We start from the raw sequence: 11,369 nt of genomic DNA on the forward strand, positions 1-11,369 counted from the left end.
CGTGATTCCCCCCACAACTGTGCGGATCGACTGACATCTGTACCGGGACACGCGAGCGTGATCGTGGTCGGCTCCGGCATCGCGGGACTCACCGCAGCGCTGCACGCATCCGAGGCGGGGCATGCGGTGACGCTCATGACGAAGGGGGTGCTCGGCGACGGATGCACGCCGCTGGCGCAGGGCGGAGTCGCGGGCGTCTACGGCCCCGGCGACTCCCCCGAGCTGCACGCCGCCGACACGCTGAGCGCGGGCGCCGGGCTCTCGGACCCTGCCGCGGTGGACGTGCTGGTGTCCGACGGCGCGGCCCGTATCGCCGAGCTGATCGCTCGCGGTGTCGCATTCGACAGGGCGTCCGACGGCACGCTGCTGCTCGGACGCGAGGCCGCCCACAGCCATGCGCGCATCGTGCATGCGGGCGGCGACGCGACAGGTGCGGAGATCTCCCGCGCGCTGATCGCGCAGGTGCGAAAGTCTCTGGTCGAGGTCATCCAGCACGCCCTCCTGGTCGACCTCCTGGTCGAGGACGGGGCGGTTCGCGGCGTCCGGATGCTGCGGCACGATGCTCTCGTCGACCTCGAGGCGGCGGCCGTGATCCTGGCGACCGGCGGCGCAGGGCAGTTGTACGCCCGCACCACCAACCCGATCGGTGCGACCGGCGACGGGATCGCCGCAGCGATGAGGGCAGGAGCAGCGGTCGGCGACCTGGAGTTCGTGCAGTTCCACCCCACGGTGCTCGCCGCAGGACCCGCCTTCCTCGTCTCGGAAGCCGTGCGCGGCGAAGGTGCGATGCTGCTCGATGATGAGGGTCGGCGATTCGTGTTCGACACGCATCCCGACGGCGAGCTCGCTCCTCGGGACGTCGTGTCCCGTGCGATCGCGAGGCAGGCCGCTGTGCAGGAGGGTCCGGTGCTGCTCGACGCGACGATGCTCGGCGCTGCACGCCTGGCCGAGCGATTCCCGACCATCGACAGGATCACCCGCGAGCGGGGGTTCGACTGGGCGCGCGAGCCCGTTCCCGTGACACCGGCCGCGCACTATCTGATGGGCGGGATCGTCACCGACCTCGACGGGCGCACCTCGATGCCTGGACTCCTCGCGGTCGGCGAGGTGGCACGCACCGGTGTGCACGGTGCGAACCGCCTGGCGTCGAACTCTCTGCTGGAGGGCGCCGTGTTCGGCGCTCGCGCCGCCGCGGCCCTGAGCGCTCCCGCACCCACCGCCCTCCCGTTCGAGTCGCACTTCTCGTCGCTTGCGGCGAGTGGAGCCGACGAGAAGTGCGACCTGAAAGACGATTTCTCCCGCGAACGGCTGCAGCAGCTGATGTGGGACCACGTCGGCCTGCTGCGCACAGAGGAGGGCCTGGCCGGGGCCCTCGGCACGATCCGCTCCTGGCGCGCCGCAGTCGCCGCGCCTTGCACTCGCGCCGAGCACGAAGACGCCGGTCTGCTGCTTCTCGCCGAAGCCACGGCATCCGCCGCTCTCGCCCGCACCGACTCGGTCGGCGCCCACCACCTCACCGCCTCCCGAGCTCTGATCGGAGCCTGATGCTCACCGCAGCCACCCTCACCCGCATCGTCGGAGCCGCCCTGGAAGAGGACGCGCCATGGGGCGACCTCACCAGCTCAACACTGCTGCCGATCGACGCGACAGCGACCGCCGACCTCACCGCTCGCGAGCACGGCGTGCTCAGCGGCGGCGACGTCTTCGCGACCGCGTTCACCCTCACCGATCCGTCTGTCACGATCGATGTGCACGTCGGCGACGGCGACGAGTTCGCACCGGGCGACGTGCTCGCATCCGTGTCCGGATCGGCTCGCAGCATCCTCACCGCCGAACGCGTCGCGCTCAACTTCACGCAGCGGATGAGCGGCATCGCGACCCTGACCGCGCAGTACGTCGCAGCGGTCGAGGGCACCGGTGCGCGTATCGCCGACACCCGCAAGACGACGCCTGGACTTCGCGCGTTCGAGCGGCACGCGGTCGTGTCCGGCGGCGGCAGCAATCATCGCTATTCGCTGTCGGATGCCGTGATGGCCAAGGACAACCACCTGGCGGTGCTGCAGCGCGAAGGCGCCGACCTCGCGACGGCGCTGCGCGATGCGCTGTCGCGCCTGCCGCACACCGCCCACGTCGTCGTGGAGGTCGACCGGCTGGACCAGATCGAGGCCGTGCTCTCCGGCGGCGCCCACACCGTGCTGCTCGACAACTTCTCGCTCGACGACCTGCGGGCGGGCGTCGCCATGATCGGCGATCGGGCCACGGTCGAGGCATCCGGCGGCGTGAATCTCGATACCGTCCGCGCGATCGCGGAGACCGGCGTCGACGTCATCTCCGTCGGCGCACTCACGCACTCCGCCCGTGCGCTCGATCTCGGACTGGATGTGCGGATCGCCTGATGCAAGATCTCGTCTGATGCTCTATCTCGACCATGCCGCGACCTCTCCGGTGCGTCCGGAGGTGCTCGAGGCCATGCGCCCCTATCTGACGGGGGTGTTCGGCAACCCGTCGAGTCACCACACGGCGGGTGAGGCTGCGGCGAGCGCGCTGCACGACGCGAGGGCGCGCCTCGCCAGGATTCTGGGCATGCGCACCGGCGACGTGATCTTCACCGCCGGCGGCACTGAGGCCAACAATCTCGCCGTGAAGGGCATCGTGCTCGCCGCTGTCGCACGAGGCCGTCGCCACCTGGTGACCACGCCGGTCGAGCACGAGTCGATCCTCGAGTCCGCGGACTTCCTGCGACGATTCCACGGGGTCGAGGTGACGCATGTCCCGGTCGGTCGTGACGGGCGAGTCACCCCGGATGCCGTGACCGAGGCTCTCCGCGACGACACCGCGCTGGTCTCGCTCGGGCATGCGAACAACGAGATCGGCACCGTGCAGGATGCCGCGGCCATCGCGACGGTGAGCGCAGCCGCCGGGGTACCCCTGCACCTCGACGCCGTGCAGTCGGCAGGGTGGCTGCCGCTCGCCGCACTCGGAGCGGATGCGATCTCGATCGCCGGGCACAAGCTCGGCGCGCCGAAGGGCATCGGTGCCCTTGCTGTACGCGGACGCGTTCCGCTCGAGCCGCTGCTGCACGGCGGTGGACAGGAACGCGGTCGTCGCTCGGGCACCGAGAACGTCGCGGGGGCGGTCGCCCTGGCCGTGGCGCTGGAGCTGGCCGAGGCGGAGCGCGAGTCGGTCGCCGCTCGCGTCGGCACGCAGACCTCGCGGTTCATCGACGGCGTTCTCGCCGCCGTGCCGCAGGCCGCGTTGACCGGAGATCGCGAGAACCGGCTTCCCGGCACCGCGAGCTTCACGTTCGCCGGGACGAGTGGTGAGGCGGTGCTGCTGGAACTGGAGCGGCGCGGTGTGATCTCCTCCAGCGGATCGGCGTGCGCAGCCGGCAGCGACGAGCCGTCGCACGTGCTGCTCGCCTGCGGCGTACCGCCCGAGGTAGCGCAGACGTCGGTGCGCTTCACATTCGGCAGGACCGCAATGCCGGACGATGCGTCCGAGCGACTCGCCGCGCTCGTCGCTGCGGCGGTGTCCGCTGTCTCCGGTTCATGACTCCTCACGGATCGTCTTCGCGTTGCGAGCAATAGAATCATCGGAATGAACGCCGCCGCCCCGATCGTGACGCTGATCGTCCCCGGTCGCGACATCGAGTCGTTCGCCCCGGCCGCGATCGCGTCGCTGCTGGTGCAGACGGAGCCCCGCTGGCGCGCCATCCTGATCGATGACGGATCCAGAGACGCCACCGCCGGCATCTTCGCGGATGCTGCTGCATCGGATCCGCGATTCACCTTCCTCCGCCACGAGGCATCTCGTGGACTGGGAGCGGCCAGGAATGTCGGACTCGGGCTCGTCGAGACCGAGTACCTAGGATTCCTCGACGGCGACGACGAACTCACCCCCACCGCACTCGCGCGGATGACAGGCACGCTCGGCGAGACCGGCAGTGATTTCGTCGCCGGCGCCTACGTGCGCTCACGGCTGCGCGGTGATGTCTACGTCCCCGGACGCGTGCAGCCCTGGACGGCGGCCGCGACCGATCCGCAGCGGCTGCGAACGACGATCTTCGACCATCCACGGGCGTCGGGCAACATCGTCGCGTGGTCGAAGATCAGCCGGACGGACTTCTGGAACGATCTGCGCTTCCCCGAGGGCGTGGCGTACGAGGATCAGATCGTCGCGCAGCAGATGCTCACCCGCGCGACGGCGTTCGATGTGATCCCCGACGTCGTCGTGCGCTGGCGCCTCCGTGCTGACGGCACCTCGATCACCCAGGGCAAGTCGAGCCTGCCGGTGCTGCGCGATTACCTCGCTGCTCTGCGCGGCGGCATCCGCGTGCTGCATGCCGCCGGTGCGGAGGCTGCGGTCACGGCCAGACTCGATCTCATCCTCGCCATGGATCTGCCGCCGCTCCACGAGATCGCCAGCAGCCACCCCGATCCCGCGTACGCATCCGAGGTGACCGCGTTCCTGAACGAGCTGCGCGCACTGCCGGAGTTCTCCGGCGTCCACCCCGACCCTCAGCTCGCCGCCGCCCTCGCGTGGTGAGTCTGTATGCCCCAGACGGAGGATCCGCCCAGTGAACGACCACATCGCCGCCCTGTTCTCGCTCGAAGGCCGCACCGCTGTCGTGACGGGTGGCAGCTCCGGCATCGGCCGCGGCATCGCGACCGCGCTCGGCAGGGCAGGAGCTTCCGTCGTCATCGTCGCCCGTGGCGGCGAGCGCATCGATGAGACGGTGCGCGAGCTGACGGATGCCGGATGCCGCGCAGCCGGCGTCGTCGGCGACCTCGGCACCCGCGACGGCATCCGCACGGTCGCCGAGGCCGCGGCTGAACCGTTCGGAGAGCCGGACATCCTCGTCAACTCCGCCGGCATCAACATCCGCCCGCCCTATGCGGAGATCACCGAGGCCGACTGGGACGCCACGATGACAGTGAACGCGCTCGCGCCGTTCCTGCTCGGACAGCGCTACGCGCGGGGAATGGCCGAGCGAGGATTCGGACGCATCATCCACATCAGCTCGCAGCAGGCGCATCGCGCCTTCGTGGGCAGCGGTATCTACGGCGCCTCCAAGGGCGCGATCGAATCGCTGATGCGCTCAGAGGCGGAGGCATGGGGCGCGCACGGAGTCACCAGCAACACGCTCGTCCCCGGCTTCGTGCTCACCCCGCTGAACGCCCGTCTTCAGGAGGACCCGGAGCAGATCGCCGCCCTCGCCGCGCGGACGATGATCGGTCGCAACGGGCTGCCAGAGGATTTCGCCGCCGCCGCGGTCTTCCTCGCCGGCGCGGGCTCCGCCTACGTGACGGGCCACTCCTTGTTCGTCGACGGCGGCATGTCAGCGCACTGAGCGCGCCGCTACCCCTCGGCCGGATACACGCGCTGATCCGTGCCTGCGCCGTCGAGCAGCGGCACGGGCGAGGTGAGCGCGTCCACGGCGTCCGCTCCGGCGGAATCATCCGGCGCGCGGTCGGCGCGACGGTTCGCGAACGCGGCTGCGACACCGCCGCCGATCGCGTTCTCCACGACCGTCTCGGTCTCGAGCACACGGGATGCCGCGACCTGCTGCGCCGCGAGCTCCGCATACAGTCCGCCCTGAGCCAGCAGTTCGCCGTGCGTGCCCGACTCGACGATCTGCCCCGCCTCGAGCACGTGGATGACATCGGCGCCCATGACGGTCGAGAGCCGGTGCGCGATGGAGATCGTCGTCCGCCCGCGAGCGGCCTCGTCGAGGGCTTCCTGCACGACCCGTTCCGACACCGTGTCGAGGGCGGAGGTCGCCTCGTCCAGGAGCAGCACCGGCGGGTCCTTCAGCAGCACCCTGGCGATGGCGATGCGCTGCTTCTCGCCGCCGGAGAGCCGGTAGCCGCGCTCCCCGACGACGGTGTCGTAGCCGTGTTCGAAGCCGGCGATGATGTGGTGGATGTTCGCGGCGGTGCCGGCCGCGACGACCTCGTCCTCCGTGGCTTCCGGCTTCGCGTACATGAGGTTCTCGCGGATCGTCGCGTGGAACAGATACGTCTCCTGCGACACGATGCCGACGTTGTCGATGATCGACTCCTGCGTGAGCGTGCGCACATCCGCCCCGGCGAACAGCACCGCGCCGCCGTGCGCCTCGTACAGTCGCGGCGCGAGGTAGAGGATCGTCGTCTTGCCCGCTCCGGACGGCCCCACGAACGCGACGTGCTGTCCGGGCTCCGCCACGAACGACACGCCCTGCAGGGTGGGACGCGCGTCTGGCGCGGCATCCGGATACCGGAAGACGACCTCGTCGAACGCCACCCGTCCCATGGGTCCCGGTGCCTGCTGCACCGGGATCGCGTCCTCAGCATCCTCGATCTCGGGGACCAGATCGAGATACTCGAAGATGCGCGCGAACAGCGCCTGCGAGGTCTGCAGGTCGAGCGAGACGCGCATGAGACCCATCAGCGGCTGCAGCAGCCGTGCCTGCACCGTGGTGAACGCGACCACCGTACCGGCGGTGATCGCCCCCGCCCCGCCGGCGATCAGGTAGCCGGAGACGAGGTAGATGACCGCAGGAACCGACGCCATCAGCACCTGCACGACCGCGAAGAAGCCCTGGCCGCTCATCGCACGCCGCACCTGCAGCTTGACCTGGTTGCGGTTCTCCCGCTGATACCGCTGAGACTCGGCACGCTGGCGGTTGAACGACTTCGACAGCAGCATGCCCGAGACGCTCAGGGTCTCCTGCGTGATCGAGGTGAGCTCGCTCAGCGACTCCTGCGTCTCGCCCGCGATGCGGGCCCGCACCTGGCCGACACGGCGCTGCACGATGATCAGGAACGGCATCAGCACGACCGCGATGAGCGTGAGACGCCAGTCGATGAGGATCATCGCGACCAGCGAGGCGATCACCGTGACGACGTTGCCGAGGATGCTGGTGACCGTGTTGGTGAGCACGCCGGAGACGCCGCCGACGTCGTTCTGCAGGCGCGACTGGATGACGCCGGTCTTGGTGCGGGTGAAGAAGCCGAGCTCCATCGCCTGAAGGTGTTCGAACAGCCGCACGCGCAGGTCACCGGTGACGCTGTTGCCGACGGTCGAGGTGAGCCAGGTCTGGCCGACGCCGAGCACCGCGGACAGGAGGAAGAGACCCACCATGATCAGGACCAGGCGGATCAGAAGGCCGATCTCCGGGCTGCCGCCGTCGACGGGGAACAGCGCGTCGTCGAAGATGCGCTGCACGATCAGCGGCGGGATGACCGCGATGCCCGCCCCGACGATGACGAGGATGCCGGTGATGATGATGCGCCCGAGATAGGGACGGAACAGGCCCACGACCCGCTGTCCGAGTCCGGAGATCCGCGGCGCCTCGGCGTTCAGTCGTTTCTGCGCCGCCTCGTCGACCCCGCGGAACCCACCGCCACCGCCTCGTCCGCCGCCCATGCTCATGCGGTCAGCCTAGCCTCGGGAGGAACTCCGGGATCTTCGAGAGAATCTGGTCGGAGCGGGAATGCCCGGACGCAAGGCTGCGTTACCATGATTCGTTGTCCACGAGTGGGAGCCGCATCTCCGGCTCCGTCGTAGGCCTTCCGCCACCCCCATCCACTGAGGAGACGCTTTGGCCACTCTTTCCACCGGTTCGGTTCCCACCGTGAAAGCAGAACCGTTCATCCCGCGCTCGGATATGCGCGTCATCTGGCTGCTGCTCGTGGCCGCTTTCGTCGCGATCCTGAACGAGACGACGATGGGGATCGCGATCCCGCATCTGAACGCCGACCTGGGCATCCCGCCGGAGCTCGGCCAGTGGCTCACCAGCGCGTTCATGCTCACGATGGCGATCGTCATTCCCACGACGGGCTTCCTTCTGCAGCGCTTCACGACGCGTCAGGTCTTCATTGCCGCGATGTCGGCGTTCTCCCTCGGCACCCTCGTTGCCCTGATCGCCCCCGGCTTCGAGGTGCTACTGGTCGGACGCGTGATCCAGGCCGGCGGTACCGGCATCATGATGCCGCTGCTGATGACCACGATGATGAACGTCGTCCCGCCGCAGTCGCGCGGCCGGATGATGGGCCGTGTCGGCCTCGTCATCTCCCTCGCTCCGGCGATCGGACCGACGCTCGCCGGCGCCGTGCTCGAGACGCTGAGCTGGCGCTGGTTGTTCGCGATCGTCCTGCCGATCGCCCTCGTCTCCCTCGCCATGGGCGCGAAGTGGATGACCAACCTCGGCGAGACGAAGAAAGCTCCGGTCGACGTGCTGTCGATCGTGCTCTCCGCCTTCGGCTTCGGCGGGGTCGTGTACGGTCTCAGCCAGTTCGGCGGCGAAGGCGAGTCCAACGGCGCGACCATCGGCATCATCTCGCTCGTGATCGGCGGTCTCGCCCTCGGGTTCTTCGTCTGGCGTCAGCTCGTGCTGCAGCGCATCGACGATGCTCTGCTCGACCTGCGCGTGTTCCGCTCCGGCAACTACACGATCGCCGTCATCGTGATGGGCATCCTCGCCCTGTCGATGTTCGGAACGCTCACGCTCCTGCCGCAGTACTTGCAGAACGTGGCGGGACTGGACGCGCTGCAGTCCGGCCTGATCCTTCTTCCCGGATCCATCCTGATGGGTCTTCTCGGCCCGATCATGGGTCGCATCTACGACGCCCGTGGCACCCGCACGCTGCTCATCCCCGGCACGATCATGGTGTCCGCAGCGCTGTTCTTCTACTCGACGGTCGGCGAGCACACCCCGTGGTGGCTGCTCGTGATCTCGCAGACGTTCATGTCGGTGGGCCTCGCGATGTCGTTCACACCGCTGTTCTCCGCGTCGCTCGGATCGCTGCAGCGTCATCTGTACTCGCACGGTTCCGCAGTACTGAACACGATCCAGCAGGTCGCCGGCGCGGCCGGCGTCGCTGTACTGACAGTGACCTACTCGTCGATCCTGCACGCCGGTGAGAGCGAAGGACTGACGACAGCCGTCGCCGGTGCTCCCGGAGCACGCATGGCTTTCCTGATCGCGGCCATCATCTCGTTGGGATCAGTGGCGTTGAGCGCATTCATCCGCAAGCCTGCGGATGACGTGGGCGACGGTTTCCACGGCGGTCACTGACCGACCGGCGGAACGACTACTCCGCAATGGTGCACGAGTCGCCGGCGCAGCACGCGCCGGCGCTCGCGTCACCCAGCAGATTCAGCCCTGCGGGTGCGGCAAGCGTGTCGACGGCCGGGGCCGATTCCGAGGTCTCGCGAGTGGTCATGGCTCCATGCTACGCCGGAACGCGCATCATGGCGTCAAGGGGCTGGACAGCCGGGTCGCGCGTGGCCAACACTCGGGGGTATGAACGATTCTCCTGATGCGAGGAGCCGCACCGCGACGGATGCGAAAGCCGACGCGAAACGCGACGGTCGCGATGAGACGCGCGACGAGCGCGCGGATCGCAACTGGGACGAGCTCATGCAGGAGCTGCGTGTGATGCAGACGGGCACGCAGGTGCTCTCCGGTTTCCTGCTCGCCGTGGCCTTTCAGCCGCGTTTCACCGAACTCGACGATCTGCAGCGCACGCTCTACATCGTGCTCGTCGGTCTCGCAGCTCTCGCGACCGTGCTCGCGCTGGCGCCAGTGGGGATGCACCGATCCCTGTTCGGACGTCATCGCAAACCCGATCTCGTCAGGTTCGCCTCGCGCATGGTGCAGGCCGACCTGGTCGTGATCGGTCTGCTGAGCGTCGGGGTCACGACGCTGATCGTGGACTTCACCGTCGATCGCACGACCGCGACCGTCGTGCTGATCGTCGCATCCATCGTCGTGCTGGCGCTGTGGGTGCTGCTGCCACGGCTGATAGACAGAAGGTGAATGGCCTACGGTTGTGAGGTGAAACAATTCCTCGCCCGTGTCTTCTGGACATTCAGTCGGTGGACGCTCAAGGGCGACGAGGTCCCGACTCGCCCCACGATTCTCATCGGGGCGCCGCACACCTCGAACTGGGATTTCGTCCTCATGCTCGCGATCGCTTGGCGACTCGGCATCGACGTGCACTGGCTCGGCAAGAAGAGCCTGTTCGCCGGCTGGCGCGGCCCGATCATGCGGCGCATCGGCGGCGTGCCTGTCGACAGGGAGAACCCCGGCCGGGTCGTCTCAGACGTGATCTCCCAGGTGCACTCCGGCGAGGTGTTCGCCCTCGTCGTGACACCGGACGGCACACGCGGTGACAACGCGTACTGGAAATCGGGCTTCTACCGGATCGCGCTGCAGACGGGGATGCCGGTGACTCTGGGCTACGTCGATCGCACGACCATGACCACCGGCCTGGGGCCGACGTTCGAGCTGACCGGCGACGTGGCCGCCGACATGGACCGGATCCGCGGGTTCTATGCCGACAAGGCAGGGGTCCGACCGAGCTTGCGCACCGAACCTCGACTGAGGGAAGAGAGCGGCACCGGGCTTTAGCCGCTTACCTGAGCCAAACTTTGCTGCGCTGATCACTCCCGCACGTGCGTCTCGGTGATGATCGGAGGGTCCCTGCGGTAGTCACTCAATCTCGCCCACGTCGGGCGCACCCTCACCACGACGATCTCCCCACTGCGAAGGGATTCGGCGAATTGCGGGAACGCCTCCAGATACGCGCTCGCAGCTCGCTCGAGCACGTCGCCGTCCGGCATGTCGGCGGTGCCCTCGCACTGCAGCGTCGTGGAGTCCTCGCCGCCGATGACGATCGCGATACGCGGGTCACCGAGCAGATTCGCGATCTTTCGGGAGTCCCGCTTCGCGTCGAAGATCAGTTCACCGCGGTCCGTGATCGCGATGGCGACGTATGCCGCCTGCGGAGTGCCGTGGGCATTCACGGTGGCGATGACGCCGCCAGGATGGGAGCGCACGTGTTCGATCATCTCGGCGTTCATCAGTTCTCCTCGTGCAGCGATGGGCCCCGTCCACGACGGGCCCGAGCGGCCAGCGTAGTGGCGTGCTGCGTCGAACATGTGAGGACCCTCCGAATCATCCCGCTCAGGTTGAACGTGTCGTTCGAGTGCGGAATCGTGGCCCGGACATGTTCTGACCGGAGCATGTCCGCAACCGGAAGGAGAGCGCTGTGCTCACCCTGACCGAAAATGCAGATGCCGTCGTCACCACGATCGTCGGCCGCGAGGATGCCAGCGCAGACGCGGGGCTTCGCATCCAGACCGCGGAAGGACAGGGCCCGAACGGCGAATCACGTTTCGCCGTTCACGTCGTCCCCTCCCCGGAACCCGCCGACGTCGTGATCGACGGGGTCGGCAGCCGCGTGTTCCTCGAGGAGAACGCCGCCGAGGCGCTCTCCGACAAGGTGCTCGACGCCGGTGTCGATGAAGAGGGAGCGGTCAGCTTCACGATTCTGCCGCAACCGGCCTGACGCGCGGGCAGAGGATTCTCGGGGGTGGGATGC

12 protein-coding genes are annotated in these 11,369 nt (G+C 68.4%); 9 read left to right on the top strand and 3 right to left on the bottom strand.

Features of this window, described 5'->3' with window-relative positions:
- Positions 1-30 precede the first annotated feature (30 nt).
- The 5 genes from nadB to ACNPNP_RS05470 are packed head-to-tail and all read left to right on the top strand — an operon-like array spanning position 31 to position 5,350.
- Positions 31-1,545 (top strand): L-aspartate oxidase, encoded by a 1,515-nt coding sequence (nadB, locus tag ACNPNP_RS05450; protein ID WP_448965249.1) that lies wholly within the window; start codon positions 31-33, stop codon positions 1,543-1,545.
- Positions 1,545-2,396 carry a carboxylating nicotinate-nucleotide diphosphorylase gene (gene nadC / locus ACNPNP_RS05455; protein WP_448965044.1) on the top strand — a complete coding sequence of 284 codons (852 nt, stop codon included), beginning with the start codon at positions 1,545-1,547 and terminating at the stop codon, positions 2,394-2,396. Before nadB ends, nadC begins: the two co-directional genes overlap by 1 nt.
- A 16-nt stretch (positions 2,397-2,412) precedes the next feature.
- Positions 2,413-3,552, top strand: coding sequence for a cysteine desulfurase family protein (locus ACNPNP_RS05460; protein ID WP_448965045.1), 1,140 nt, complete (start codon positions 2,413-2,415; stop codon positions 3,550-3,552).
- Between the two features lie 45 nt (positions 3,553-3,597).
- Positions 3,598-4,545: a glycosyltransferase family 2 protein gene (locus ACNPNP_RS05465; RefSeq protein WP_448965046.1), complete on the top strand. Its 948-nt coding sequence runs from the start codon at positions 3,598-3,600 to the stop codon at positions 4,543-4,545.
- A 31-nt stretch (positions 4,546-4,576) separates the two neighbouring features.
- Positions 4,577-5,350 (top strand): SDR family NAD(P)-dependent oxidoreductase, encoded by a 774-nt coding sequence (locus tag ACNPNP_RS05470; protein WP_448965047.1) that lies wholly within the window; start codon positions 4,577-4,579, stop codon positions 5,348-5,350.
- Between the two features lie 8 nt (positions 5,351-5,358).
- Here ACNPNP_RS05470 and ACNPNP_RS05475 read toward each other — a convergent pair whose 3' ends face one another.
- Entirely contained in the window at positions 5,359-7,407 is a 2,049-nt protein-coding gene (locus ACNPNP_RS05475; RefSeq protein ID WP_448965250.1) for an ABC transporter ATP-binding protein, read from the bottom strand.
- Between the two features lie 241 nt (positions 7,408-7,648).
- On the opposite strand from ACNPNP_RS05475, the gene ACNPNP_RS05480 reads away from it, so the two are divergent.
- Positions 7,649-9,058, top strand: coding sequence for a DHA2 family efflux MFS transporter permease subunit (locus ACNPNP_RS05480; protein ID WP_448965251.1), 1,410 nt, complete (start codon positions 7,649-7,651; stop codon positions 9,056-9,058).
- A 16-nt stretch (positions 9,059-9,074) separates the two neighbouring features.
- Here ACNPNP_RS05480 and ACNPNP_RS05485 read toward each other — a convergent pair whose 3' ends face one another.
- On the bottom strand, positions 9,075-9,206 hold the full coding sequence (locus ACNPNP_RS05485; RefSeq protein WP_448965048.1) for a hypothetical protein: 132 nt from the start codon (positions 9,204-9,206) through the stop codon (positions 9,075-9,077).
- An 80-nt stretch (positions 9,207-9,286) separates the two neighbouring features.
- Between ACNPNP_RS05485 and ACNPNP_RS05490 the strand changes: the two genes are divergently transcribed.
- Positions 9,287-9,802, top strand: a complete 516-nt coding sequence (locus ACNPNP_RS05490; RefSeq protein WP_448965049.1) for a DUF6328 family protein — start codon at positions 9,287-9,289, stop codon at positions 9,800-9,802.
- 18 nt (positions 9,803-9,820) lie between these two features.
- A complete protein-coding gene (locus tag ACNPNP_RS05495; RefSeq protein WP_448965050.1) occupies positions 9,821-10,396 on the top strand; it encodes a 1-acyl-sn-glycerol-3-phosphate acyltransferase in 576 nt (191 codons plus the stop codon).
- A gap of 32 nt (positions 10,397-10,428) precedes the next feature.
- Here ACNPNP_RS05495 and ACNPNP_RS05500 read toward each other — a convergent pair whose 3' ends face one another.
- Positions 10,429-10,848 carry a pyridoxamine 5'-phosphate oxidase family protein gene (locus ACNPNP_RS05500; protein WP_448965051.1) on the bottom strand — a complete coding sequence of 140 codons (420 nt, stop codon included), beginning with the start codon at positions 10,846-10,848 and terminating at the stop codon, positions 10,429-10,431.
- Positions 10,849-11,036: 188 nt separating this feature from the next.
- Here ACNPNP_RS05500 and ACNPNP_RS05505 point away from each other — a divergent pair, with 188 nt between their 5' ends.
- Complete coding sequence (locus ACNPNP_RS05505) at positions 11,037-11,336, top strand: Fe-S cluster assembly protein HesB (RefSeq protein ID WP_206476727.1); 300 nt, start codon at positions 11,037-11,039, stop codon at positions 11,334-11,336.
- Positions 11,337-11,369 lie beyond the last annotated feature (33 nt).

The sequence above is a fragment of the Microbacterium xerophyticum genome, from assembly GCF_053543555.1.

Excerpts from the sequence above, each read along its gene's own strand:
- nadC (WP_448965044.1), top strand. The coding sequence starts at position 1,545 with ATGCTCACCGCAGCCACCCTCACCCGCATCGTCGGAGCCGCCCTGGAA.
- ACNPNP_RS05460 (WP_448965045.1), top strand. The coding sequence starts at position 2,413 with ATGCTCTATCTCGACCATGCCGCGACCTCTCCGGTGCGTCCGGAGGTG.
- ACNPNP_RS05465 (WP_448965046.1), top strand. The coding sequence starts at position 3,598 with ATGAACGCCGCCGCCCCGATCGTGACGCTGATCGTCCCCGGTCGCGAC.
- ACNPNP_RS05475 (WP_448965250.1), bottom strand. The coding sequence starts at position 7,407 with ATGGGCGGCGGACGAGGCGGTGGCGGTGGGTTCCGCGGGGTCGACGAG.
- ACNPNP_RS05480 (WP_448965251.1), top strand. The coding sequence starts at position 7,649 with ATGCGCGTCATCTGGCTGCTGCTCGTGGCCGCTTTCGTCGCGATCCTG.
- ACNPNP_RS05485 (WP_448965048.1), bottom strand. The coding sequence starts at position 9,206 with ATGACCACTCGCGAGACCTCGGAATCGGCCCCGGCCGTCGACACGCTT.
- ACNPNP_RS05490 (WP_448965049.1), top strand. The coding sequence starts at position 9,287 with ATGAACGATTCTCCTGATGCGAGGAGCCGCACCGCGACGGATGCGAAA.
- ACNPNP_RS05500 (WP_448965051.1), bottom strand. The coding sequence starts at position 10,848 with ATGAACGCCGAGATGATCGAACACGTGCGCTCCCATCCTGGCGGCGTC.